The sequence below is a fragment of the Clostridioides sp. LIBA-2809 genome, from assembly GCF_056688965.1.
In genome coordinates, this window is record NZ_CP197004.1 from 2,535,086 (window position 1) to 2,561,095 (window position 26,010).

Genomic DNA, 26,010 nt, shown 5'->3' on the forward strand with positions numbered 1-26,010 from the left:
CCTATAGTTTGTTTAGAAAAATTATTTTTATTTTATCTAATATTCGAATTATAGAGTTTAATTATTTTTTATATTTGTTTAATGTTTATATTTCTACTAGGATTTTATTGAAATTAATCTCTCTCTTGCTCATTTTGCTTAAAAAGTCTCCTACTTCATTAAGACCTATTTTGTGTGAAATCATTGGTGTAAAAACAATATCACCCTTTTCCATAAAATCCAATGTTGCTGTCCACGCCCTTCCAGGATAAGGACTTGTATATGAATTCCAAGAACCTTGCAAAGTAAGTTCTCCACGTAATATACACTCAGTAGCTTCTACACTAAGTGGTAGTTCTGTGTGTGATATTCCCACAAAGACTATTTTTCCTCTTTTTTTTGCTATGAGCAAAGATTGCTCTTGTGTAAACCTACTACCAGCAGTTTCTATAACAACATCAGCACCCTCATTTGTTATTTTTTTTATTTCTTTAATTACATTTACTTCTTTTGAATTCAATGTATAATTTGCCCCTAGAGATTTAGAAAGTTCTAACTTTTCATCAAAAATATCAATAGCTATAATTTTAGATGCACCAAAGACCTTTGCCCATTGTATAGTAAACTGACCTATTGGACCACATCCTAACACAACTACACTATCTCCTACGTTAATATCCGACTTTGAAATTCCATGATAAGCTATAGTTGCTGGTTCAATTCCAGCAGCAGTTTCATAATCCAGTGTATCTGGTAATTTTAAAATGTGTTCTTCAGGTACTCTCACATACTCTGCCAATGCTCCATTCACTCTCGTACCAATTATATTGTAATCATCACACAAACCAAAATTACCATTTTTACAGTAATCACATTTTTTACAAGGTACTAATGGGGCAACAGTTACTCTATCTCCTACCCTAACATTTTTTACTCTGTGTCCAACTTTAGCAACTTCTCCAGAAAATTCATGACCTAAAATTAGTGGGTAAGCCGTATTTCCACTCAGACCACTTACCATAGACCTAGGTAAATCCGAACCACATATTCCAACATACTTTACATTTACAAGTACTTCTTTCTCTGCTATTTCTGGTATATCAACCATTTCATATCTAACATCACCTACATTGTATAATACTGATGCTCTCATTTTATCTGCCATATAAATATCTCCTTTCATGCTATATACTTATATATAGCAATATCTATGCCATACAAAAAACAAATAGTTTATTCAAGCAAATACCTTATATACAAAGTGTTTTGTTAATATGAATTACATTTTATAAAATCAAATTACATTATTGTATAAACATAAAAGAGTATGTTTTAAATAGTAAAACAAATTTTAAAAAGTCGACTATAAGAATACAGTAAATTATAAATATATACAAAATAAAAAGGAATCTATATTTCATTTAAATACTTATCAAATATTCTCTGATACTTATATAAAATCAGCTATAAACTCCTTTAGTTATTATTCTCTTATTACTTATAAATTTAAACTGCGACAGAATCTTCTGCAACATTTTTAAGTGCTTGTTTTTCTAAATAATCAAGTATACTTGTTTTATTTTTTCTAAATAATGCCCATAAAATAAAGTAACTTACAACTGCAAGACCTATATAAATTGGGTTTGAACTTAAAAATGCAAAGAAAACTAATCCCATTAAAGGTTTCCCTAATATATTGAAACTTGTTATTAACATTGCCCCTGCTGGTATAGCAACCCCTATACCTGTAGCCATGTCTGTAAATAATGGTGCTGTAGATGTGCAAATATATAATCCTAGACCAAACCAAATTATACCTGAAACTAACACTTTTGGGATATTACCATTATGTATAGCAACTAGCCCTTGTACCATATATGGAATTGCCAATAAATCTACAACTGGTAATACCTTATTACCAGGAAGTATCATAGCTACTACAAGCATTATTGGTATTAAGATAAGACCTGATATTAGAGTTGCTGGTTCCCCATATCCAACAGCATCATTTACTGCTATATACCACTCACGATTTCCAGCTTTTTGCATAATTTTTCTAGCAGCTTCTGTTATAGGTGCAAATGCCTGAGCAAACATACTTGCTACTTTAGGGAAAATTGCCATAACAGCACTTGTAGATATCCCCACTTTCATTATTTCTCCCCAAGCTTCCATAGTAGTTATTCTTGTCATATTACCTAATATACCAATAAACATACCTAAAAAAAGGCCTAAAGTAATTGGTTCACCTAAAAATCCTAGTTTTTTCTCTAATTCTTTAGGATTTAACTTAATTTTGTTTAATCCCAATTTATTGTATATAGGGTCTGCAAACACTGCAAATACGGAAGCTTCAACATTATGCATGGCTATTATTGTACAATTAGGATATCTATAGTAACTAGACCATCTCTTTGCAACTAATTCTGATATTAATAAACTATATAAATTTAATAAAACCATACAACCTATACCCAAAGGAAAATTTCCTGTTACTCCTATAACCATTGCTCCCCATACCATATATGAGTAATTATTCCACAAATCTGAGGGCTGAAATACGTCTGTCCATTTTATTAAAAATAAAATTGTTTGTAATAATATTCCAAGCCCTAAATATATCATTCCTGCACTTGTTGAAAATGCAACCAATGATGTAGCTTGCCAGCCTACATCGAAAACTGGTAGATTTACTCCTGAACCTTCAACCATTCTATTAATAACTGGTGTTATTATTGGTGTAAAAGAATTTAATATCAGTGTAAAACCTTGTAAAGCAACTCCTGCATATACCGCAGAAAGAAACGATTTCTTAGTAGTCACTTTAAATATCTTTGCTATTATGAATATTATAATTGGAACTATAATTGCAGAACCAAATGTATCGATTATAGATTTCATAAATTCTAACATCTTTTATCCTCCTATTTATAAATACTTATCAGATTCATTAAATAACTTTTAAATGCCTATCTTTTTTTCTGTTGTTTTTCATTTACAACAATATATAAAAAACAGTTTATTTATAGGTATTTAATTAAGTTTTAGACTAATTATAGTATCTAAATCATAGATTTAAATACTATAATTCACTCCCAAGTATTACTTGTTTATTCCTTCAATAACACTTAAAACCTCTTCAAAAAATGCATCTTCACCTATACCAGTTAAGCAAGCAAATGCATTTATAGTTGGTATTCCATAATCACCTGTTTGAAGTGGGCTGGTAAATGTTATAAAATCAAATCTTCCTGATTGTGCCAAATTTAGTGCTTCTGTTGGTCTAGCTTCTGTTGTTGTAATAGAAATTCCCTTACTCCCTAATACTTCTTTTAATTTTCCTGCCACCATTGATGATGTAACTGTTCCTGAACCACAAACTGATAATACGTTGAATTGTTTCATAATAATTTCCTCCTAATTTTATAATTTAAGTTTCTATTTTATATAGATTAAATTGATTTAAAAAATGATACTTACTTTTGATTATTTAAATTTTCATTTTCATTTCTAGAATAGACTTCCACTATAATTCTATAAAATCCAATAATTGAGCTACTTCTTCTTTTGTTGATGCATTTTTTATGCTTTTTAATAGTTTTATATTTTGAAAAACTGACATTAAATCTTTTAACAGTTTTACTTGTGAATCTGGATTCTTTACTGCTAATAAGAATACAAGTTCTACATCTAGTCTATCTGTTGGGTCTATCATTGAATTAAACTTTACTGGTTTTTTCAATATACCTACAGCTACATTGGATTCATTTATATGTTTTGAATCTGTGTGTGGAATAGCAACACACATTTCGCCAATATCAAGACCTGTTGGTAATGTCTTTTCCCTTTCTAATACAGCACTTATGTATGTGTTTTTTACGTATTTTTTTTGGTACATTTTATTTCCTAATTCTTTAATAACACTTTCATAATCATTAGATTCTAGGCCTAATGATATTAAATCTACATTCATTACCCTAACTCCTCTCAATTTTTTGCTGTAGCTACAGATGTTTAAATTTATCCAATATAATATTTCTGAAATCATCTTTATTAAAACACTGCTTAGCATTATTCATAAATTCTTCATCTTTTAATATCTCAAGGACATTTTTAACAATGTCTTTATCATTAGTCTTAAAAACTGGCATAAATATAAAATTTATATTCCCTACACTCCAATCAATAGGATTTTTTAGTTTAACAAAAACAAACCTTGTGCTATTTACAGTAGAGGAATCTCCATGAGGTACTCCTATAGCTCCTTTAGAATATGTTGGAAGCATTTCTTCTCTATGTAAAACAGAATCCAAATAATCTTTTTCTACATATCCTTTATTTATAAGAATTGAGCATATATACTCTAATAAATCCTTTTTAAAATATATATCTGGTTCAAAAATTACTAAATCCTCATCAAGCATTCTTTCATACGCTTTAATTGGTTTCTCTTCTTGTTTTTTTGAGTTTGATAAGTATATATCTAAATTTTTGAAAAGTTCCTTATTATATGGGATAAAATTTATACCTGGTATCTTAGGATTTATTGTCCCAACAATAGCTAATATATTGTTTGTCTCCTTTAAATTTTCAATTTTACAAAATAAATTTTCATCCAATGCACTCATTTGATAACATTTAGTATTATCATACTTTTCTTCTAATGTTTTACTTATATACTTGGCAGTTCCTTCTCCAGTAAGACACAAGGTTACAATTGCATTTGTTTTATCTATGTGTTTTTCCAACTCATAGTTATATCCCATCCTATCTTTTAACAGAGAAAAAAACATTTCATCTAATTCTTCATCTCCCATAGAAACCTTTCTAGCTGCTTCTAATGCCATTAATAAGTCTACTCTATCAATAGTTTTAGTATTTATATTAGTTCTCTTATTTACTATTTGCCCTATGTTTGTAAGTGAACCAATATCTACCAAAAATAATATTCCTTTTCCTTGGTCTATTATTTTTGATAATTCTACGGCCTTATTGTATATATTTATTGGTTTTTCATTTAAAGGCATATCTATAGCTACAGGAAACTTTACTCCTAAAAGTTCTTTAACCACATTTACAGTCTCTGTAGCTATACGTCCATGAGAAATTATTATTAATCCTACTTTATCTTTTTTTACTTCATTTTTTAGAGCTGACTTTATATAGAGTGTTATAAATCCAACTTCATCATCTGGAATCTTAATACCAACTGATTCTTCAATTCTTATTGCAAAACTTTTACCAATTTCATATTCTTTTGAAAAATCACTTCTTATTTTTTCTAAATTTACATTTATTATTTTTTGATTTAGCTTAATTCTTTTTATAGCTTCTTCTAAGTGTATTGCTAGATATTTGAACATATTTTTATTTACTTCTAAGCTAATATTTTTTTCAACTATATCATTCATAAGCTCTTTAACTAATTTGACTAAATTATCACTTACAAAACTATTTAAATCACTCATTGAAAAAAGCTCTTCATCACTATTAAGATTGAACTTTAAATCAGCAAATCTATTTAAAATAAAAGTCCATAAAATATTTTCTATATCTATATCTTCAATATCTAGAGATTTTAAATCATAATATTTTTTTTCAATTGTTTTGTATATATCTTCTGGTAATATATACTCCTCACTCAAAAGATTTCCCTTTGATGAGGATTCATCTAAATTAAATGGTATAAATATGGCATTTTTTAAATATTTTCTTATTTCTGTATATTCAATCTCTTGAAATGCTGCATCTTTAAAAGAATCCTTAAGTTTTAGAACCTCATTTATATCTACTACTACTATTGATTCTTTATCTTCATCTTTGGAATTTATAAACTTCATAAAAGCCCTTGCACAAAGAACCTGAATCATATTTTGTAATTGCCCTATGTTTCCACTAAACTTTTTTAGTGCAAGTATTTCAATCACATTTTTATCTACAAATATTTTCGCATTTATTCTATTACACTCTTGTTGAAAGATATTATATATAAGGTCTATTTTCTCTTTTAGCAGTCTATCATGTAATGGTGGCAAAGTTATTAGCATTGGTATTCTTCTTCTGAATGTCAATAATAAATTAGTCTCTACATTTTCAGTAGTAGCTCCAATCAACATAATACTTACTTTCCTTTCAGCATTGGATTCACCTAATCTTCTAAATTTACCTCTGTCCAATATAGAAAATAGTATTTCTTGACCCTTTGGAGGCAATCTGTGTATTTCATCTAAGAATAAAACTCCTTCATCAGCTTCTTCTACAAGACCTGGTGTATCATACTCTGCTCCTGTAAATGCACCTTTTTTATATCCAAATAATAAAGATAACAATAATTGTGGATTGTCACTATAATCAGCACAATTAAATACAACAAAATTTGAACTTTCTTTTATTACCTTTTTCTTCTTTGCAAACTCATACATATGTTTAGAAAATAAACTTTTACCAACTCCACTTTCTCCTACAATCAATGTAGGTAAGCCCTTAGGAGGATACAATATAGCAGATTTAGCCTGTTCTACAGCATTTTTAAGACTCCCATTACTTCCTATTAGAGTTTCAAAGGAATCGCTTGATTCTTCTTTAGGTACTTCTACCACATCCATTTCCAAACTTTCTTTAGGTAAAAGTTCCTCTACAACTCTTCTTGATATATTAAAACCTTCTGCCATCAATTCTCTTGTAATTTCTGATATAGAAATATTTTTATTTTTTTGTAATATAGCTGAAATTGCTGACTTTAGATAAGGATATCTTCTTTGCCTTGAATTACTTATATTAAGCTCTTTTCTTAAATTAGTTATATTCTCTCTAGTTGTACTTAAAAACTTTGCTATTTGAACATCTGTTAATGGGTCTTTTTTATTTTCTGTATTTATGATGTTTACAAGTTTATCTCTCAACTCCATGCTTAATAACTCCTTTCTTAATAAATTATATAAGCAACTATCATGCCATACTTAATTTAATATTTTTAGACATTTAAACCCTGTAAATAACTAGGCATTATTAGCATTTATACAATTTGATAATCATTTACATTTTGTATAATTAGTAATTCGCTAAATGTATTGACTATTTATAACTTTAAATAATTTAATCCCTTATTTAAATTATAATGTAAAAATATTTATAAATTTATAATTGAAAAACTTATTCAATCAGATATAATAATACATATCTACTCAACAATAAAAATTATTATAAATTATGCTTTTAGCACTTTCTGTTTTAAAATTTTACTTTTATATAATAGTATAAATGCTTATCTTATACACATATGATTTTAGCTATATACATGAATTTTACATGCTTTTATCTGGCATACTATACTATTTTAACTTAAAAATTAATTTACAAGTATTAAATTTATATACAAAGAGGAAAACGATATGAATACATTTAAAACTGAAATCTTATTGAAATATTCTGCAAAAGATATATTTAACATATTTACAAAATCTGCAAGATTAAATTTTCCCAATTTTAGCGAAAAAAAGGCAGTAGGCTCATTTGTACAACAGAAAAATAACAAAAGATTTAAAGTTGAAATAACTAGTTTTGAAAAAAATAGAATCTATGAGATAAAAACAAGTAATAACAGAGAAAGTATTATAACTAGATATGAACTTATACATATTGATTTAGAAAATACAAAACTTATTTTCACTGAAAGTGAAAGTGAAAGAAATTTATTTGGAAAAATTAATTCAGCTCTTGTAAGAGTATTGTTTGGAAAAAGACATCCAGAAGAATTCAATAAATTTATCAAGAACTTAGAAATAGAGTTAGAAAATAAGAACATTAATTTATAGATATAAATTTAGTACTCTTTTCTTGGATAATACTTAATACATCAAATCTAATGTTTAGCTTAAGACTGCTCCATCTATCATTTTTAATATAAAACTCTTACTAACTTTTTATGATACAATATTTTATAAATGATTTATATTACACTAACTTAATCTAAAACTTAATAATAAAACTAAAAATGAATATTGTAAAACTATTTGATAATTAATCTGTGACTTTTAATTATCAAATAGTAACTAAAACTAAAAACATAACTTCATTGTTTTAGATAAAGATAGTAATTAAATTAATAATAAGAGGTGAAAATTTATGCCAATTAATTCTTTTGAAAATTATCCTATGAATTGGAAACCAAAACGACCTTCAAAAGGACAAATATTATATAAAGCTATTGCAGAGCAATTAGAACAAGACATCAACAGTGGAATTTTGTTGCCAGGTACTAAATTACCACCACAGCGTGAATTAGCAGATTTCTTAGATGTTAATGTCAGTACTATCTCTAGAGCTTTTAAAATTTGTGAAAAAAAAGGATTAGTAAGTGGAGTTACAGGAAGTGGAACCTTTGTATCTTATGATACTCGTTCAAATTTATTCTTAATGTCGAGCAATAATAAAATTACATTTATTGAAATGGGCACAATGAATCCAGATTTCACACTAGAAGAAATGAATACTTTATTTAAACATATAGTTAAGGAAATAGATTTTAAAACTATATTTCAATATGGCCAAAGAGATGGTGCCAAGTGGCAAAAAGAAGCTATTGTCAAATTAATGTATAGAGCTGGTCTTGAAACTACAGCAGATAGCTTACTTCCTGCAAGTGGTGGGCAAAATGCAATTGTAGGTATTTTAGCAGGTCTATTTCAACATGGAGATAAAATAGGTGTAGACCCATTAACTTATCCTGGAATAAAGACAGCAGCTAAAATGCTTGGAATACAACTAGTGCCAATTAAACAAAAAAATAGAGAGATTAGTGAAGAAGGCTTGTTATATGCTTGCAAAAATGAGAATATCAAAGGTTTATACATAATACCAGATTATCAAAATCCAACTACACATATAATGTCACAAAGTGGACGAAAAATGATTGCAAATATTGCATCTAAATACAATCTAATTGTGATTGAAGATGCTATTCATAGTTTGCTTAATGAAGCACATTTAAATCCAGTAGCTTCTTACATACCAAATCAAACAATCTATATTACGAGTTTATCAAAAATTATTGCACCTAGTCTACGCCTTGCATATATCTCTACACCTAAACAGTATAGAGAGGCATTATCAAGCGCATTATATAATATTAATTTATCTCAGTCTTATTTTTTAACAGAAATTGCTTATCGTATGATTAGTTCAGGAGAAGCTGATAAACTAATCAATGCTCGTCGCAAATCTGCAAGGAGAAGAAACAAGATTATTAATCAGTATTTATCTGAGTATAATATTTTGGGAAGTGAAGAGTGTATATTTAGATGGTTGATTCTACCTGATAATATAATGGCAGAAAAACTTGAAATACAAGCCCTTAAAGAAGGTGTACAAGTTTATGCATCTGAGCGTTTTGCTGTTGGAAAGGAAAAACCTATTTCTGCAATAAGAATAGCTGTATGCGCTACAGAAAGTACAGAAGAACTTAAAGCAGGTCTTACTGTATTAAAAAGATTATTGGAGAAGAAAAGATAATTGTATTGCACACAATATTTTAATTGTGTGTATTTTTTTTTGTTGTTACAATAAAATTACACCAGATAATAATTAAATTATAGAGATTAATATAGATTATTACATTGTAATAACTAGTGTATAGAATTTGATAGTATTTTATAACTAACTCAATTTTATATAGTAAGCCACATATTAATCCAAATTTATTTTTAAGGTATGATTGCAATTATACAACCAATCTATTTTACTGTTTTACTAATATTTAATACATTAAAACAAAAGGAGTGATTTATCATGGAAAAATCTCAGCAATTAAGAGAAAGTTTTGTTGCTTCAATCCCAATATTTTTAGGTTATATACCTATAGGCATAGTAGGAGGAATACTATTACAGAAATCTGGGCTTTCACCTTTTCAGATAGCACTAATGGTAACGCTAGTATTTGGAGGTAGCTCTCAATTTATTGCAGCTTCAATGATTTCTACTGGTGCAAGTGTAACATCTATTGTTTTGACTACATTTATTGTTAATTTAAGACATTTTTTAATGAGTTCTAATTTGAATATGTATATAAAAAATAAAAGCCCAAAATTTATATTGCCATTTTGCCATACTATAACAGATGAAACTTTTGCAGTGAATTATGAAAAATTTACTACTGGAAATTGGTCTGATAAAAATGCAATTTATCTCAATTTCTTCTGTTTAGTTTCATCAGTTTTAGCTAATTTTATTGGAGCATTTTTAGGAGAAAGTATATCTATAGATAGTTCTATTTCTGGTTTCATATTGACTTCTATGTTTATAGCATTAATAGTTTCTCAAATAAAAAATAAAATTTATATTGTGGTATTTATATCATCAATTATTATTTCGGTTATCTTATACACATTATTTAAAAATAATTTAGTAGTAATAGTTGCTTCAATTTTAGCATCTTTAATTGGTTTCTTCATAGAAGAATCTCACTCTAAAAAGGAGGAATCTTATGAATAATAATTATTACATACTTTGTATTATAATTGGAATGTATATTGTTACATATCTTCCAAGAGTTCTTCCTATGTTAATTTTCTCAAAAAAAGAAATGCCTGAGTTTTTGAAAAAAATCATGAAATTTATACCTGTAGCAATACTTACTTCTTTGACTGCTAAAGATGTATTCTTTAATGGAGATAATTTATATTTATCTATATCAAACCCTAAAATTATATCTTTTTTGGTTGTACTTCTTGTTGCTTACAAGTTTAAATCTATTGGAATTTCTATTGTTACAGGTGTGATATCTATATATTTATTTGGAATTATCCTATAATCTTTAAGTAACTATTTTAAAATTATTTTATAGATTATGCTTACAATTTTTAAGTTATTATTATCTCGATTTTAAGTAAAAAACAGAATAGTTTAAAACTATTCTGTTTTTTACATTTCAACCTTTATTATCAATATTTTAATGTCTTATAATAAAATTTTTATACTCTTTATAAAAAACATGCTTATATTCAAATATTATCTCAATCCAAACTTGTTAGTTCTTCTTCATATTTTTGAAACTCTAAATTTGCTTTAAACAAATCTCCATCTATTTCTATATAGAATTTTCCACCTTGTAAATTTACTAAATCTCTTGCAATGGCAAGTCCTAATCCACTACCTTCAGTATTTCTTGATTCATCTGCCCTTTTAAATCTTTCCATAATCTCACTTGGGTCAAAATTTAATTCATAAGAGGATATATTTTTCATAGTTACTTTTACCTTTTCATCACAATCGTATACATCAATATAAACTCTAGTTCCTTCTAAAGAATATTTAGCTATATTAGATAAAAGATTTTCAAATACTCTATACATTCTTCTTCCATCTGCCCATATATATACCTTGTCATTTGGAACATTTAGTTTTATATCTAAATTACTTTTAGATAATTTTTCTTCAAGCTCACCTATACTTTGTCTTAATAGTTGCACTAAATCAATCTTACTAATTTGTAATTCTATATTACCACTACTTACTTTACTAGCTTCAAATAAATCTTCTATTAATAGCTTTAATCTTTTTGACTTTGATTCAAGTACATTTATATAGTCATTTATATATTCTGGTTGTATAGATTCCTCTTTTTTAATCAAGTCTACATAATTTATTATAGAAGTAAGTGGAGTTTTCAAATCATGAGATACATTTGTTATAAGGTCAGACTTCATTCTTTCACTTTTTACTTGCTCTTCTATTGCTTTATCAAGGCCTTCTCCAATATTATTTATATTTTCAGCTAAAGACGTAAAATTATCATTTCCTGTAATTTTTATCTTATAATCTAATTTGCCCTGTTTTATCTTTTCGGTACCTTCTATTACATAACTAAGGTAGGAAAGTCTTTTAGTTATATATATTGCAAATCCTAAAAAAATCCATATAGAAACCACTAATCCCAAACTTGTACTTTGAGTGCTAATTGCCATGATTAAAATTAAAGATGCTATCACTATCATAATAACTTTTCGTGCTAAAGATACTTTCTTTATAGCGTTAATGACCTCCTTTACAGTCTTTATTAACCATAAAATCACTCTTACTATAATACTCGACTTAAATATGCATATTTTATTTTCCAAATAACTCAATTGAACATGTATAAAAAATATATTGTTTGATACTACTAATAAGGATACAAAAGCTAACATCATGATATAAATATCATAAGATATATTAAAAACATACATAATCAAAAGTGCTATTGAAATAGATACTAGTATTACATTAAATTCCATAGGTATCTTACTGTATATTAATAAAAATATGTTATTTCTTTTTAAAGCTTCACATTTTATTCTACTATATAAAATTATAGATAATAAACATATAATTGCTAAACTTAAACTAGCTACAAAAAATAATCTTACTTTTTCTGTAGCTTGTTTAAAGATTTGAAAGTTGGTATATACTATTCCATCATCTATAGTGGGTTCTTCGGGAAAAGATGCATAGACCTCAAAAGCATCCTCTTCTCCATTTAGTTCCATACTAACATTATTTAGTTCAAATTTTTCTCCATTTATTTTTTTAGTATATGAGCTTCTTTCTCCATCATTTACTATCTCTATATCACAATAACCTTTAATATTTTGCTTAAAATCCTCTAACGAACTATATTCTGTATTTGTATAAAATTGGCCTGAATTTATATTTACAATATACATTTTTATATTTTTTAGAGAACTTAAATATTTAGAAGAAGCTTGTACCTTCTTCATGACTTTATTATAACCAGAAATGCTACTACTTAAATCTAGACTCTTACCTCTTTTGTAAAAGTATTCATAATTTATTTTTTCTTCACTACTTAACCCAATACCCATAGATAGCTTAAAATTGTATAATAAATTCAACATTGTCTCATCATCAAACATATTACTGTCATAAAAATCATCAGATATATTAAAAATTCCATTCTTTGTAGAAGTTTTTTGTATATTGTATTTAGGTTCAGCAAGTCCTATTGTTACCAACAATATAGTTAATGGAAATGAGATAGATATTATGATTAATGAGACTAACTTTAATGCTCTATATTTTTCCAACTTGTCCACCTCATCTACATTGTCAGTATTTTATATAATATAAAATTTAATACAAGCATAATTCCCATAGAATAAACTAAACTATTGGAGAAAAAGTTAAAACATATAAGAATTCCTAACATTTGTGTAAATGTAAAAATGACCAAAATCAAAATGCAATTAAATATTAAACTTTTTTCTTTTATAAGTTTTCCACTAAAATTTTTCAATCTTATAACCAACTCCCCACACCACCTTTAAAAATCTTGGTTCTTTTGGATTTATTTCAATCTTTTCTCTTATTCGCCTAATATGTACTGCGACTGTATTTTCTGAATTAAAGCTTTCTTCATTCCATACTTTTTCGTATATCTCATCTATTGAAAAAACTCGTCCTTTATTTTCTAAAAGAAGTTCAATGATTTTGTACTCAATTGGAGTCATTTTTATATTTTCACCATCAATTTTCACTTCTTTTGTTAGTGTATTTAATTCTAAAGCTCCACTTTTTAAAATTTCTTTACATGTATCTTCGTAATTGCCTAAAGTTACATATCGTCTTAAGTTTGATTTAACTCTAGCTATAAGCTCTAATAAGTTAAATGGCTTTGTTATATAATCATCAGCTCCAATATTTAATCCCATTATTTTATCTGTATCTTCACTTTTTGCTGAAATTAAAATTATTGGTATGTTTCTTTCTTCTCGTATTTTTACAGTTGCTTTGATTCCATCTAATTTAGGCATCATTATATCCATTAATATTAGATGAATGTCATTCTCTGTTATTATTTCCAAAGCTTTCATTCCATCATATGCTTTATATATTTTAAATCCTTCCGATTTAAGATATATTTCTATTGAATCAACAATTTCTTTATCATCATCTACTACTAATATATTGTACATATTTTCACTTCCTCTATTGTATAATAATACTTATCTCTATTATACAATATCTTTCACTCCCTTTCTCAACAATGACTAAATTGTTATATTACATTAGCTTACATTTTTGTAACTTTCCCTTATAATTATATAATAAAACATAAATCTTAAGAAAATATTATCCTAAATCTTAAATATTTCTTAAGATTTATACTAAAACCATGTTTATTTGAATTAATTGATTTGAATTATGTTGTTTTCAGATTACTTTCATTTAAGTGTTTTGATTGGATTCAGCTGAATTAATGTATATTAATTCTTATTGAGCAGTTTTTATTTTCTGGGTGAAAGAATGGTGGAAGAATCATTTTCTACTAATTTTCTTCCACCATTCTTCCATCCGAATAGACTTAGAAGTATTTATTTCACTGCAATAATAGCTACTTACTTAAATTCTATTTTTATACATCCTATCTATTATGTACTATACATATCCTATTAAAATTTATATAAATAGAATACAAATTTATTTCATTTTTTTAACATGTTCAGAATAATAAACAAAATGAAGGTAGAAAAAGTTATAATTTCATACCTTCATTTTATTTATTATGTATCTATTTGTAATTTTTTCTTTCAAACTCTTAAAATGTTATTCGAGTTCAATTAATTTATCTTCATACACTCATCCCTTTTCATATGAAGATGATTGTACATCAAATATCTATCCTATATCTTAATTATACAGTTTTTGATATATATGATATAATTATCACAAACATCAAACTAAGGAGGAATAAATAAATGAATTTTAATCGTGAATTTAATTACTACCTTGAAACACTAGGACTGCTTTCTTATTGTAATAATTTTTCGACAACAAAAATAGAATTAATAGAAGAGTTAAATGGGTTGGGCTTTGCTGGCGAGAAAGTATACGATGCTCATTTGATTGATTGGGAGAAACTAATTACCTCTTTTGACAAAATGAAGACCACAAATGGAGATTACAATTTCTATTTTAAGAATGTCATTAATGAGGAAAAGAATTTCTATACATTCATGGTTGCTCTAGTGGCAGAATATTTCGAGCTATTTGATAGTGAAGAAAAATCTGATGAATATTTTAGGAAAATTTTTATTGAATTAATTTGTGCTATCGCAGAAAAAAGTAGTATAAATAAACAACTTTCATCTTTAGAGTTCTATGAATTTCTATCTGTATCAGATTTTAATGAAAGTGAAAAATGGAAATTCTTTTCATTCTATCAGTCACCTAAAGAGCTGATTAATAAACTTTTTATACTAATAAATTCAAATTTATCTGTATGTAAAAAATTATATCTCGAAATTGATATTGAAACGCTAATTTCAAAATGTTCCATTTTACTTGAGAGCACAAGAGAAAAAAATATGATATCAAAACAAGGGGAAGGACTTCCGATTTATCCAACTTTCATAAATCCTCTGTCTCAAATTGTTTTAAAGACAAAACGTTATTTTGGGTTGTTAAATTTAGATATATTTAGTGACAATGATTTCTCTAAAGAAATTGATGATAACATATTAATTAAACTAAAAGCACTTTCAGATAAAAGTAAGTTTCAAATATTAATTTCTTTAAAAAATAAACCAATGTATAGCCTAGAATTAGCTAATAAGCTTGGATTATCTGCTGGGACAATTTCACATCATATGGCGGTTCTGCTACAAGTAAATTTAGTCAATATCGATAAGAAATCTGGACGAGTTTATTATCATCTAAATAGTGACGAAATTGAAAAAACAATAAAAGGACTTGAAAATCTATTAATTTGATATATATCAAATTAATTTGACCTACTTCAAATTTAATGTTATAATCCTCTTACATACAATTAGAGGAGGTCTTTTCATGAAAAAAGTAAAAAAATCAATTTTGTTATTTCTTATCATTTGTTTTGCTCTAAGCTCAATTTTCTACTACCTGATTATTGTCCACGGAATGTTGCAACTTAATTACTTTCTTATGTGGTGTCCTGGTGTTGCTGCCATTATTGTAAGTATGATATACCACCGTGGCGATAATGGAGTAAACTTTAGAAGATGCCATGCGAAATATATTTTGGGTGGTATATTAATTCCATTAGCATATTGGGGAATCTCATATAGTATCTACTTGCTGATTTATGGTAAGGGCGTAATCGTAGGTAATATGGCTCTGACTCTTATAAAAGCGCCAAGTATGTTGCTGACATATCTGGCAATCTATTTTGTCACTGCAATGGGTGAAGAAATAGGCTGGGGTGGCTACTTAGTGCCAAAGCTTAATGAACTCTTTGGGTTTAACAAAGGTGCTTTTGTTTCTGGTGTGATTTGGTTTTTGTGGCATTTCCCGTTGTTTGTGGTTGGATATATGTCTGATATCCCACTTTGGTATCAGCTTCCAGTTCTAGCACTAATGTGTATCTCAGTATCCTATTCCAGATTTTATTTAAGTATGAAATCAAAGAGCACATGGCCTGCTGTTTGGCTTCATTTCGTACATAACTTTGTCGCACAATTGCTTTTAGACCAATCCATAGGCGGTGAAATGCGTCCCTATCTTGTTGGCGAAATTGGGATTATTTCACTTATTGTAGTGGTGATTATTGACCTTATCTGTGTATTAAAATATCGTAACGCAGGGAGTGAAATCGTTGCATCACAGAAATAAATATTTTTCGAAAAAATGAAAAAAGCACTCTCCATAACGGAAAATGCTCTCTTTAATATCGGTTGACTTAGTAAAGATGTATTGGAAGTGCATCTTTACTTTTTTTATTATACCATATAATTTATGTTGTTAAAAAGACCTATTTAAATCGTTTTTAATTAATAGAATATATTGTAAAGGAGATATGTGTATGAATTTTTGGAATGGACTATTTTTACTTTTTGGGATAATATTCATAATAGGGAATGTAATAAAAGGTTTAGCTAAACATAAATTCAACTATTTTAGGAAAAAATATTTTAACAAATTAGAATTAAAATATGGAAAAATAGATAGAGAAAAAACTATTAAACTAGAGATGTTTTATCAATATTTAATAGGCTTGGAATACATAATAATGGGCTTATTAATAAAAAGATTAAATACTGCAATAATATCATTAATATTAGTATCCATTATCACAATAGTATCCCATTGTTTAATTAGAAAGAAATATATAACTATATAAACTATTTATAATAAAACACTGATATAATCAATAAAGAAGGTAACAACTATCTCCAGTCGTTACCTTCTAATCATCAATTCTTAAGTTTTGATATACTAAAATTTTTAACTTGAGACTTGAATAACTGCTCAATCTCATCAACTATACTCTGTATCTTATCTTCATATTCTAAATCATAATATATATTTATCTCACCTATACTATTTATACTTACAGAATATTCTTTTCTTTCTATTATACATATACTTCCACAATCTGATAAATCATTTTTGTATATTGATTTTAATTGTCTTTTTATCTTGGGAAAGTCTATTGTTGGATAAATATTATTTGGATAAAAACTCTTATCATTTATTAACATCTTATCCACCCCTTATCATTCTATTTATTTAAATTTATACCTTAATCAAAACGATATTAAACATATTTTCCCATATTTTCATAATTATTTTATATAGTATCTAATCTATCTATTAATAAAATCTAGTGCTTTGTAAAGTGTATCAAATCTATCATTACCTTTTATCATGGTGTATCTCTCTTTAGTTATAGAACTTATCTTATTGCATGCTCCTCCACCTATAACATATAAATTTTCTGTCTGACCTGGTACATAATCTTTTATATCACATATTAATATTTTTCCGTCATTATACCCCAACCAAATACAGTTACAGAGATTTTGCCAACCTCTCCATTATAAACGATTGTATATTTATACATTATTTTTCCCTCACCATTCTCTTTAGGGAAGTTTTACCATACATTCTACATATTTAGTCTATTTTTTTAAAGTAAAATAACGTTCATATATATAAATTTATTCAATTTTCAAACAAGTCTATTGAATAATAATTAATTCTATTGTATTATTGTAATTGTAGAATAAAACTAAATCGGCAAAACTAGAGAAATTTAGTGACGCAAAGCTATAGGGACTAAGACTTATAAAATAAGTTATAAGTTATGTCAGCCAGTTGCCAAAAAGATATTTTCTTTTTGTTTTTATGAAAGTTTTTTAGGGGGATAATAATATATATGTTTAGAGATAAAATGGATAGATGTACACATATGTTAACTGCTTATATTGCTAGTTCATATGATTATTGTGATTTTATAGATACACAGCTAGATGATTTTATCCTAGAGTACGGAGAAAATGTGGTAGAATCATGTTTGCATCAAGTGATGGTATTGGTAAGTAAATATAATTAGATAGACATTATTTTCTAGAATATCCTTTTTAGTTTTTTCTACTTTTAAAAATTAATTCTTGCTAAAGATTTTATTAAAATATATTTATTAAAAAGAAACATAATATTAATGATTTTAAAACTTATATATTAAAAGAATTATAGTTATAAAGTAACTATAAGTTACAAGAAATTTCGATTTAGACAATCTTGTTGATATTACAAAATAAACATTAAGAGAGAATGAGATTGATTTAATAATTATTGATGAAAAAATAATATTGTTTGGAAAATAAAGAAGCAATACAAATGAGAATGCTTAATTATAATGATAGAAGTGTACTCAAATACACTTCCATTTTTTATTACATAATATAGTTTTATTTTTCAGAATAAATTTCATTCGTCTTATTGCTATTCAATATATTGTGTTTGATTGAAAAAATATAATTCTTTACAAATAGTATTATATTAAATGTTTTATTTGATTTTTATCTATAACATTTTAATTTATATATTTATAATTAAAATGTTATAATTGAGTTCCATTTATGACTATATCACAAATTCTTGCTCCTCCATTAGACTTGCCTTTTTTTAATCTTTCTACATAGGTGGGAGAATTTGAAGTCTTACCAGTAATACTTTTTACATTTAATCTATTATCATTATTAAATTCCAAGTATCCATTGTAACCGCCAATATATATCAAGATTATTGACATTTGAATCTAACAAAACATTTTTTCTATTTGATATATCCGTTTCTAAAAAATTATTTGCAAAGATATTAATAGAAAAACTCCTCCCTAATATTACTGTTGATAATAATAAAAATATTACTTTCTTAAAATTCATAATTTACTTTCCCCCTAGTTAAAATTAAAGCTATCTATAAAAAATTTTGTAATTTTACAATGTTTATATTTAGCTCCCCTTCTAGTAACATTATAACTTCCATATGATGATATCTAAATATATTTATTTATCAAAAAGAAGGTAACAACATTCTCCAGTTGTTACCTTATAATAATCAATGCTTAAATTTTGATACACTAAAATTTTTAACTTGAGATTTAAACAACTGTTCAATTTCATCAATTGTAGCGTTTATAAAACTTTATACCTTATTAAAATAATATCCTGCTTTTCTTATTGTTATAATCTTTTGAGGGTTTTTATAATTTTTTTCTATTTTCTTTCTTAATCCATTTACTGCAACTACCACACTATAGTTATCCTCTAAATATTCATTCATCCATACATGTTCATATATCTCTTTAGTAGTTAATGTCTTTTCAGGATTTTCCATAAAGAAGTTTAATAACTTATTCTCTATTGGAGTTAATTTTATTATTTTATTTTCTAATTTTATAACTCCACTATTTCTATTATAATTCTCCAACTCAGTATTATGTTTATTATTATTTACATATAAATTCTCTCTTCTTAAAAGTGCTTTTACTTTTGCATATAATATTTCTAAATTTAAAGGCTTTGTTAAATAATCATCTCCACCAGAATCCAAAGCATTTAAAATACTTTGTACTTTATTTATACAAGTCATATGAATAATTGGGCAAGTCGTTATATTTCTGATTTTTTTACAAAAAGTCCAGCCATCACCATCAGTTAAAATTATCTCTAAAAATATTAAATCAAATTTATTACTAAATAGTTTTGTAATAGCTTCTTCACAGTTATATGCTAGATCAACATTTATCCCTTTTCCTTCTAAAAAATTTTTCAATTCCTGACAATTATCCTTATCTCCATCTATTATCAATATATTAGCTTGCATTATAATCACTCCTAAATATAATTATTTCTTTCTATAAAGAATCAGACAAATATCTTTAGTCTATTTTCTGATAGTTTGTCTTTACTGTTATAAGAAACTTTAACAATTATAAGTCTATTTTCTTTATTATTTGTATATATATTTTTAAATTTGAACACTTCAAAATTAACACAATGTCCTTGTATGTCTAGTAATTTATTTTAGTATACATAGTAAAATAAATTACTAGACATACTTTTTAACTAAAATCAATATTTTTATATTTTAATGTAAATTATTGTAGACTATAGATTTTATTTTGTCTTCATTTGGTTTTTGATTTATTGTATAAGAATAAGTTTATTTTTAGAAAAAGTATAACCACCTATAGTTAAAAGTCCATTATTTGCTCTAAAAAGTTATATTGGTACTTATTATCATACTTATACATAAAATTTAATTTTCATTACATCGACCACACCTCTACTAAGTAAAAACTATTTATTAATTATAGTTTCTCACTTATAGAACAAACTTATATCCTTTTCCCCATACAGTCTGAATATATTAATGCTCTTTTCTTAAAGAATTAATTTTACTCTTAATCTATGTAATATGAACCTGTGCCATATGTTATCTTCTAATATCAAGCATTTCCTAGATTTGATTATATATTTCTAATTTTAAGAACATTCGTTCTTTGTTTCCAGCTATAAACAATAATATTTCAAACTACATAATGGTCAAATAAATGATTTTCCATCAAAAGCACTTTTCTTAAGCTCACATTTATTACTAAAAATGAAAGCTTTAATACATTAGAAACTAATGTAATCTTTTTATATTACCTCATATGGAAATATATTCTAAGCTTAAGTTCTTTTAAGCTATATGGTTTTGTCATATACTCATCTCCTCCAGCTAGGAATTCTCAAACTCTTTCTTCTTTATATACATAATTAGATAAAATATTATATGTATTTTAAACTTTTCTTTTATAGCATTACACATCTTATATTCATCTGAATCTAGTAATGTAACATCTAGAATTATACAATTCAAAACTATATTTTTACTATCACAATTTCAACCTTAGCAATTTCATATGTATATACATTAAAACCTTTATTAGAAAAATAAATTTGATTTATATTTAAAATATCAGCACCATATACAATCAATAGGTTATACATTTCACTACTCTATTCAAAACTATTTTCAAAGTATCAAGTTTTAATTATTACAGATTATAGTGCTTCATTTTTACAATACCTTTATAAACTAGGCTTTAAAACTTAAGTATTTTTAAATAATACTTAAATATTATCTTAAATAATATTATTAAATACTAATCAAAGTCTCCTATTTTGGGGAAAAGGAGCTTAAGATAGTTTTGTATTATAAATATATTGTTTTTTTTAAAACACCTATATCACTCTGTTTAAGTATTGATTTCTATGATTTATATAGTTATAATATAAGATATATTGTATTATTTTGGTAAATATATTATTATGAATGTTTTAGATTCTAATCTTAATCTTTATAAAAACATTACTTTTCCGTTATAATTATATTATATTTCAAAAAAAGTTTCCCTTTCCCCAAAAATGGCTACTTTAGAAAATTAATGTTCCATTGTCTAACTATTAATATAATAATTTTTAAATATTAACTGGAAATTATATAATTAAGTAGACATCTTTATTAATTTATGATACAATAGTATTTGTGTTAGTACACAATTAAATCAAGTATATCTTGATATAGGTTAATAGGAGTATTTTTAATGAATAATGGAATAGTGAAATGGTTCAACAACGAAAAAGGATTTGGATTTATATCAGTAGAAAATGGAGATGACGTATTTGCTCATTTCTCAGCTATACAAACTTCAGGATTTAAATCATTAGAAGAAGGTCAAAAAGTAAGCTTTGATATAGTTAAAGGCGCTAGAGGTCCTCAAGCAGAAAATATAACTATATTATAATATATAGATTTTTCGGAAAAGACTCTTTTTAGAGTCTTTTTTTATTTAGTTATTTATATTTTTGCACATAATCCTAAAACTTTATGAACAACTCCAAATAAAAATAACTATTCTAATATTAAACTTGTTAAAATATCTTCCATAGTTTGGTGATGTTGTCATACTATAATATCAATTCAATTTAGCTATAAACATTCTTCTATCCACTTAGATATCTTTTAATATTAATACTAAGTTGAAATTAATTGGTCGTTAATCTTTCTCAAAAAAATAATTTTTTCATATCCATAAATTTTTCAATTTTCAAACAAGTCTATTGAATAATGCTTCATTCTGTTGTATTATATAATTGTAGAGTAAAACTAAATCGGCAAAACTAGAGAAATTTAGTGACGCAAAACTATAGGGACTAAGGCTTATAAAATTTTTATAAGTTATGTTAGCCAGTTGCCAAAAAGATATTTTCTTTTTGTTTTTATGAAATTTTTTTAGGGGGATATGATAGTACATTTACAAATAATATAGATAGACACACTCATATATTATCTACCTATATTGGTAGTGCATATGATTATTACGATTTTATACATACACAATTAGGTAATTTTATACTACAGAGCGGATAAAAATAGTAGAAAATTATTTACATCAAGTTATGTTATTAGTAAACATAATTAGATAGATTTTATTTTCTAGAAAACCCTTTTTAGTTTTATCTACTTTTAAGAAATGTTTGATGAAAATTAATTGATATATTCTTATCATTTCAGAGTTTTATTTTTTAATGAAATATAACAAATCTAAAATAACTTGAAGTACCCACTTATTTATTAAAATCGTCTTGATTTAACTTAAGGCGATTTTTTAAGTTATGTAAAAATGAATTCTTCTAATTTAATGGGATATTTTTCAAATATAATCCCCTTGCCTTTTATCAATGTAGCTGTTGGAATTTGTAATGACTCATAAAGAAAGTCTTTTATGATAATATCAAATATAAAGAAATGAAAATACTTTCTTATATCAATTTATTTACAATACTACAAATTAAATTGATATAGTTGCCTCCTCATAGTATTCTAGACTCATACTGATTCTATGAGGAGATTAAATTAAGGACTATTATCCTATTTGTGTGATAAACTAAGGAAAATGGTTGCTTTATATGCATCTAAAAAAATTTAATTTATTTCTTCATATACTTTATAGTGTTTTTTAACATTTTTATTTTATGTAATTTTTTTGATACTTTCTGTTAATATACTTAAAACTTTTTTATAAAATATCTTTTTTCTTCCACTACTAATGAGATAAAAACTAAAAATCATACTAAAAAATACATGCTTTTATTTAAAATATATTTCACTTAATTATTCTTAGAATTTCAAAGAATTTCTTACTTGGAATTATTCTTTTTTTTGATTTTTAATTTGATTTTTATTTATATACATTTTTTTATCAACCATATGTAGTATTTCCTCAAGGTCATCTTCTTTATTATATTCACTTACTCCATATGCAAAACTAAGGTTATATTTTTCTAACTCTATCTTAGATTTATTAAGAGCATTTAAGAGTACTTCTTCATTTACTTTAGTTGATATCAACATGAATTCATCTCCACCCGTACGATAAAGAGATGCAATATCTTTAACATTCTTATTAATAATATCAACAAATAAAATTAATACTTTATCGCCCTCATCATGCCCATAATTATCATTGATATACTTGAAATTGTTAATATCTAAAAGAGCAATCACACAATTTAAAGAATTATTAATTTTATCTAGCATATAATTATACATTTGGCGATTGTATGCTCCTGTCAGTGAATCTTTTGAAAAGAAATTAATATTTTGTAGTATGTAATAAATAATAAGTCCTAATGCTGAAAACCCATAACTTAGAAAATGATAGTAATAAAAAATTTCTAAAAGTAATCCTACAATTATTGTAACAGCAATAGATGTAACAATAATACGTTCCATTCTCTTTTCTTGCACATGAGAAGTAACTGGATTGATTATAAATATTAAAATATATAATAATACTGTAAAAGAAGGTATAAAAAATAGACACCCTCTTTCATAATAATTATTTATATCTATAAAAAATATAATTTTAATAAACATACTAAAAAAACAAATAATAAAATTTATCAAAAATGGCAAATAAAATATAATTGTATCCTTTTTTTGTTTAAATATCTTTATAAGTAAAATAGGAATCAATGGACTTATTGCAAAATTTAAAAAAGATGTAATCCTACGAACCATCCATAGTGATGAATTTGTCTGTTTTGATATTATGTAATCAGTAGATGTAACTATAATAAGTATTAAATTAATCACTATTGATATTATAAACAATTTACTCTGCTCCTTATTAAATAAATGATTCATTTTAATAAGAAATATCAAAAAAATCAATCCTATAAATGGTATCAAATAGGCATAAATAATGGTACTCAAATTTTGTCCTCCTCCTATATACATTATCAATTAAAATATACTTCTATACTTAAAAATTTCTATGATTTACGCTTTATAACGCCTATTTCATATAATATATTATACACTAGAAAAATGACTTATTATATTATAATATGTAAATATTTACCATATTTTTATAAAAAATAAATATAAACTTTATATCAATTAAATAGAAGATTAAAACTCTAATTCCATAATATATAATATTTTTATTATGCAAAAATAAATTTATTATTTGAATTTATTCAATAGATTATAATTATTTTACATAATAGCTCTTAGTTCATATTTTATTAATTAAATTCATATGAACTAAGTTAACACTAGAAATTTTAAACAATAATTAATACAGTAAACTCTTTACAATCTAGACACTATATTATATCTACCCCCTCAAATAAATCTTTTTAACACAACAAAACATAACTAAACATTATAAAATATAACAAAACATAACAAAAACTTAGACATCGTTTTCTTAATATGATATACTGAAAAAGAATTTACATTAATTACTAAGGGGGAATATATTATGTTAAAAAAATTTTCGGTATTAGCTTTAGCTATGATTATTTCGTTAAGTATTACTGCATGTAATTCTAAAGAAAAGAAAGTTAATAATGAAACTAATACTAAAGTTATAACAACTAATGATTCAAAAGAAAAAGAAACGCTTTTTGTCTATTCAGGGGCAGGCTTAAAAAAGCCAATGGATGAAATAGCTCAAAAATTTGAGAAAGAAAATAATGTAAAGATTGAATATAGTTATGCAGGTTCTGCACAACTAATAGCCCAAATTGAAACAAGTCACAAAGGTGATGCATTTATTGTTGGCTCTGAACCAATTTACTCAAAAGCATTTGAAAAAGAACTTGTAAGTGAACATAAAACAGTGGCACATCATACACCTGCAATGGTTGTACCTAAAGGAAATCCCGCTAATATTGAAAAACTAGAAGATCTAAATAAAGATGGCATAAAACTTATTTTCGGAGATAAAGAATCTAATGCTATAGGTAAGACTACTCAAAAAATACTTGAAAAAAATAATTTAAAATCTATAAATGATAATGTTGTTTCTACAGCTGCAACTGTAAATGAAATGATTGTACAGTTAACATCAGGTAAAGCAGATGCTACAATAGCCACAAAAGACTCTGTTTTTGGTAATAATGATGTAGAAGTTATAGAAATTGCTCCAGACAAAAACATAGACCAAATTATATCAGCAGGAACTGTAAACTATAGTGATAAAAAAGATTTAGCTAATAAATTTATAAATTATGTAGCATCAGATGAAGCTAAACAAATATTTAAAAAATATGGTTTTGAACCAGTTAAGTAGTGCTTGAATTTGAGAAATAAAATTTTTACTATACTACTCACTGGATTTTTTGCTATAGTTTTTTTATTTATTGTATCCCC

22 protein-coding genes, 1 pseudogene and 2 riboswitches are annotated in these 26,010 nt (G+C 25.7%); of the genes and pseudogenes, 10 read left to right on the plus strand and 13 right to left on the minus strand.

Translation table 11 applies throughout. The features are described 5' to 3' along the window. Window positions 1–85 precede the first annotated feature (85 nt). The 5 genes from ACTG44_RS12020 to ACTG44_RS12040 form a co-directional block, all read right to left on the minus strand. The gene (locus ACTG44_RS12020; protein ID WP_021385239.1) at window positions 86–1,144 is read right to left on the minus strand and encodes a galactitol-1-phosphate 5-dehydrogenase; all 1,059 of its coding nucleotides are present in this window, start codon (window positions 1,142–1,144) and stop codon (window positions 86–88) included. Between the two features lie 341 nt (window positions 1,145–1,485). Next, the gene (locus tag ACTG44_RS12025; protein WP_479916985.1) at window positions 1,486–2,892 is read right to left on the minus strand and encodes a PTS galactitol transporter subunit IIC; all 1,407 of its coding nucleotides are present in this window, start codon (window positions 2,890–2,892) and stop codon (window positions 1,486–1,488) included. Between the two features lie 189 nt (window positions 2,893–3,081). Beyond that, window positions 3,082–3,384, minus strand: a complete 303-nt coding sequence (locus tag ACTG44_RS12030) for a PTS sugar transporter subunit IIB (protein ID WP_021385097.1) — start codon at window positions 3,382–3,384, stop codon at window positions 3,082–3,084. Between the two features lie 121 nt (window positions 3,385–3,505). Then, entirely contained in the window at window positions 3,506–3,952 is a 447-nt protein-coding gene (locus ACTG44_RS12035; protein ID WP_021385167.1) for a PTS sugar transporter subunit IIA, read from the minus strand. A gap of 31 nt (window positions 3,953–3,983) precedes the next feature. Then, the gene (locus ACTG44_RS12040) at window positions 3,984–6,887 is read right to left on the minus strand and encodes a sigma 54-interacting transcriptional regulator (RefSeq protein WP_479920509.1); all 2,904 of its coding nucleotides are present in this window, start codon (window positions 6,885–6,887) and stop codon (window positions 3,984–3,986) included. Window positions 6,888–7,370: 483 nt separating this feature from the next. On the opposite strand from ACTG44_RS12040, the gene ACTG44_RS12045 reads away from it, so the two are divergent. From ACTG44_RS12045 to ACTG44_RS12060, 4 genes are all read left to right on the plus strand, one after another. Beyond that, complete coding sequence (locus ACTG44_RS12045; RefSeq protein ID WP_479920510.1) at window positions 7,371–7,793, plus strand: DUF3284 domain-containing protein; 423 nt, start codon at window positions 7,371–7,373, stop codon at window positions 7,791–7,793. Between the two features lie 310 nt (window positions 7,794–8,103). Then, the gene (locus tag ACTG44_RS12050) at window positions 8,104–9,489 is read left to right on the plus strand and encodes an aminotransferase-like domain-containing protein (RefSeq protein ID WP_479916988.1); all 1,386 of its coding nucleotides are present in this window, start codon (window positions 8,104–8,106) and stop codon (window positions 9,487–9,489) included. Window positions 9,490–9,765: 276 nt separating this feature from the next. Then, a complete protein-coding gene (locus tag ACTG44_RS12055) occupies window positions 9,766–10,467 on the plus strand; it encodes an AzlC family ABC transporter permease (RefSeq protein ID WP_021385123.1) in 702 nt (233 codons plus the stop codon). Continuing rightward, window positions 10,460–10,786, plus strand: a complete 327-nt coding sequence (locus ACTG44_RS12060) for an AzlD domain-containing protein (protein WP_021385118.1) — start codon at window positions 10,460–10,462, stop codon at window positions 10,784–10,786. Before ACTG44_RS12055 ends, ACTG44_RS12060 begins: the two co-directional genes overlap by 8 nt. A gap of 202 nt (window positions 10,787–10,988) precedes the next feature. Here ACTG44_RS12060 and ACTG44_RS12065 read toward each other — a convergent pair whose 3' ends face one another. Next, a complete protein-coding gene (locus ACTG44_RS12065; protein WP_479920511.1) occupies window positions 10,989–13,058 on the minus strand; it encodes a HAMP domain-containing sensor histidine kinase in 2,070 nt (689 codons plus the stop codon). A gap of 195 nt (window positions 13,059–13,253) precedes the next feature. Further along, window positions 13,254–13,946, minus strand: a complete 693-nt coding sequence (locus tag ACTG44_RS12070) for a response regulator transcription factor (RefSeq protein WP_003423181.1) — start codon at window positions 13,944–13,946, stop codon at window positions 13,254–13,256. A gap of 783 nt (window positions 13,947–14,729) precedes the next feature. Between ACTG44_RS12070 and ACTG44_RS12075 the strand changes: the two genes are divergently transcribed. The 3 genes from ACTG44_RS12075 (at window position 14,730) to ACTG44_RS12085 (ending at window position 17,128) form a co-directional block, all read left to right on the plus strand. Further along, on the plus strand, window positions 14,730–15,743 hold the full coding sequence (locus tag ACTG44_RS12075) for an ArsR/SmtB family transcription factor (RefSeq protein WP_021385159.1): 1,014 nt from the start codon (window positions 14,730–14,732) through the stop codon (window positions 15,741–15,743). A gap of 76 nt (window positions 15,744–15,819) precedes the next feature. Next, window positions 15,820–16,620: a CPBP family intramembrane glutamic endopeptidase gene (locus ACTG44_RS12080; RefSeq protein WP_479917056.1), complete on the plus strand. Its 801-nt coding sequence runs from the start codon at window positions 15,820–15,822 to the stop codon at window positions 16,618–16,620. A gap of 190 nt (window positions 16,621–16,810) precedes the next feature. Further along, window positions 16,811–17,128: a hypothetical protein gene (locus ACTG44_RS12085; RefSeq protein ID WP_479917057.1), complete on the plus strand. Its 318-nt coding sequence runs from the start codon at window positions 16,811–16,813 to the stop codon at window positions 17,126–17,128. 73 nt (window positions 17,129–17,201) lie between these two features. On the opposite strand, the gene ACTG44_RS12090 is transcribed toward ACTG44_RS12085, so the two are convergent. Together ACTG44_RS12090 and ACTG44_RS12095 are read right to left on the minus strand one after the other, a co-directional pair. Further along, window positions 17,202–17,489, minus strand: a complete 288-nt coding sequence (locus ACTG44_RS12090; protein WP_021385224.1) for a hypothetical protein — start codon at window positions 17,487–17,489, stop codon at window positions 17,202–17,204. A gap of 105 nt (window positions 17,490–17,594) precedes the next feature. Continuing rightward, window positions 17,595–17,869, minus strand: a pseudogene (locus tag ACTG44_RS12095) (N-acetylmuramoyl-L-alanine amidase); the annotation flags it as partial. A 147-nt stretch (window positions 17,870–18,016) separates the two neighbouring features. Beyond that, window positions 18,017–18,113: riboswitch (cyclic di-GMP riboswitch) on the plus strand. A gap of 53 nt (window positions 18,114–18,166) precedes the next feature. Between ACTG44_RS12095 and ACTG44_RS12100 the strand changes: the two are divergent. After that, window positions 18,167–18,343, plus strand: a complete 177-nt coding sequence (locus ACTG44_RS12100; protein ID WP_021385172.1) for a hypothetical protein — start codon at window positions 18,167–18,169, stop codon at window positions 18,341–18,343. A 510-nt stretch (window positions 18,344–18,853) separates the two neighbouring features. Here the strand turns inward: ACTG44_RS12100 and ACTG44_RS12105 are convergent. From ACTG44_RS12105 to ACTG44_RS12115, 3 genes are all read right to left on the minus strand, one after another. Then, on the minus strand, window positions 18,854–19,045 hold the full coding sequence (locus tag ACTG44_RS12105; protein ID WP_479917058.1) for a hypothetical protein: 192 nt from the start codon (window positions 19,043–19,045) through the stop codon (window positions 18,854–18,856). 395 nt (window positions 19,046–19,440) lie between these two features. Beyond that, window positions 19,441–20,121 carry a response regulator transcription factor gene (locus ACTG44_RS12110; protein ID WP_479919093.1) on the minus strand — a complete coding sequence of 227 codons (681 nt, stop codon included), beginning with the start codon at window positions 20,119–20,121 and terminating at the stop codon, window positions 19,441–19,443. Window positions 20,122–21,021: 900 nt separating this feature from the next. Then, on the minus strand, window positions 21,022–21,162 hold the full coding sequence (locus ACTG44_RS12115; protein WP_479920512.1) for a hypothetical protein: 141 nt from the start codon (window positions 21,160–21,162) through the stop codon (window positions 21,022–21,024). 727 nt (window positions 21,163–21,889) lie between these two features. Between ACTG44_RS12115 and ACTG44_RS12120 the strand changes: the two genes are divergently transcribed. Then, the gene (locus ACTG44_RS12120; RefSeq protein WP_021385087.1) at window positions 21,890–22,090 is read left to right on the plus strand and encodes a cold-shock protein; all 201 of its coding nucleotides are present in this window, start codon (window positions 21,890–21,892) and stop codon (window positions 22,088–22,090) included. A 359-nt stretch (window positions 22,091–22,449) separates the two neighbouring features. Beyond that, a riboswitch (cyclic di-GMP riboswitch) is annotated at window positions 22,450–22,545 on the plus strand. A gap of 951 nt (window positions 22,546–23,496) precedes the next feature. Here the strand turns inward: ACTG44_RS12120 and ACTG44_RS12125 are convergent. Continuing rightward, window positions 23,497–24,564, minus strand: a complete 1,068-nt coding sequence (locus ACTG44_RS12125) for a GGDEF domain-containing protein (RefSeq protein ID WP_479920513.1) — start codon at window positions 24,562–24,564, stop codon at window positions 23,497–23,499. Window positions 24,565–25,117: 553 nt separating this feature from the next. Between ACTG44_RS12125 and modA the strand changes: the two genes are divergently transcribed. Continuing rightward, window positions 25,118–25,930, plus strand: a complete 813-nt coding sequence (gene modA, locus ACTG44_RS12130) for a molybdate ABC transporter substrate-binding protein (RefSeq protein WP_021385111.1) — start codon at window positions 25,118–25,120, stop codon at window positions 25,928–25,930. The last annotated feature ends 80 nt before the right edge of the window (window positions 25,931–26,010 follow it).

Excerpts from the sequence above, each read along its gene's own strand:
- ACTG44_RS12070 (WP_003423181.1), bottom strand. The coding sequence starts at position 13,946 with ATGTACAATATATTAGTAGTAGATGATGATAAAGAAATTGTTGATTCA.
- ACTG44_RS12120 (WP_021385087.1), top strand. The coding sequence starts at position 21,890 with ATGAATAATGGAATAGTGAAATGGTTCAACAACGAAAAAGGATTTGGA.
- ACTG44_RS12020 (WP_021385239.1), bottom strand. The coding sequence starts at position 1,144 with ATGGCAGATAAAATGAGAGCATCAGTATTATACAATGTAGGTGATGTT.
- ACTG44_RS12080 (WP_479917056.1), top strand. The coding sequence starts at position 15,820 with ATGAAAAAAGTAAAAAAATCAATTTTGTTATTTCTTATCATTTGTTTT.
- ACTG44_RS12035 (WP_021385167.1), bottom strand. The coding sequence starts at position 3,952 with ATGAATGTAGATTTAATATCATTAGGCCTAGAATCTAATGATTATGAA.
- ACTG44_RS12090 (WP_021385224.1), bottom strand. The coding sequence starts at position 17,489 with ATGTTAATAAATGATAAGAGTTTTTATCCAAATAATATTTATCCAACA.
- ACTG44_RS12050 (WP_479916988.1), top strand. The coding sequence starts at position 8,104 with ATGCCAATTAATTCTTTTGAAAATTATCCTATGAATTGGAAACCAAAA.
- ACTG44_RS12075 (WP_021385159.1), top strand. The coding sequence starts at position 14,730 with ATGAATTTTAATCGTGAATTTAATTACTACCTTGAAACACTAGGACTG.
- ACTG44_RS12030 (WP_021385097.1), bottom strand. The coding sequence starts at position 3,384 with ATGAAACAATTCAACGTATTATCAGTTTGTGGTTCAGGAACAGTTACA.
- ACTG44_RS12060 (WP_021385118.1), top strand. The coding sequence starts at position 10,460 with ATGAATAATAATTATTACATACTTTGTATTATAATTGGAATGTATATT.
- ACTG44_RS12100 (WP_021385172.1), top strand. The coding sequence starts at position 18,167 with ATGTTTAGAGATAAAATGGATAGATGTACACATATGTTAACTGCTTAT.
- ACTG44_RS12110 (WP_479919093.1), bottom strand. The coding sequence starts at position 20,121 with ATGCAAGCTAATATATTGATAATAGATGGAGATAAGGATAATTGTCAG.
- ACTG44_RS12045 (WP_479920510.1), top strand. The coding sequence starts at position 7,371 with ATGAATACATTTAAAACTGAAATCTTATTGAAATATTCTGCAAAAGAT.
- ACTG44_RS12085 (WP_479917057.1), top strand. The coding sequence starts at position 16,811 with ATGAATTTTTGGAATGGACTATTTTTACTTTTTGGGATAATATTCATA.
- ACTG44_RS12040 (WP_479920509.1), bottom strand. The coding sequence starts at position 6,887 with ATGGAGTTGAGAGATAAACTTGTAAACATCATAAATACAGAAAATAAA.
- ACTG44_RS12055 (WP_021385123.1), top strand. The coding sequence starts at position 9,766 with ATGGAAAAATCTCAGCAATTAAGAGAAAGTTTTGTTGCTTCAATCCCA.
- modA (WP_021385111.1), top strand. The coding sequence starts at position 25,118 with ATGTTAAAAAAATTTTCGGTATTAGCTTTAGCTATGATTATTTCGTTA.
- ACTG44_RS12025 (WP_479916985.1), bottom strand. The coding sequence starts at position 2,892 with ATGTTAGAATTTATGAAATCTATAATCGATACATTTGGTTCTGCAATT.
- ACTG44_RS12105 (WP_479917058.1), bottom strand. The coding sequence starts at position 19,045 with ATGTCAATAATCTTGATATATATTGGCGGTTACAATGGATACTTGGAA.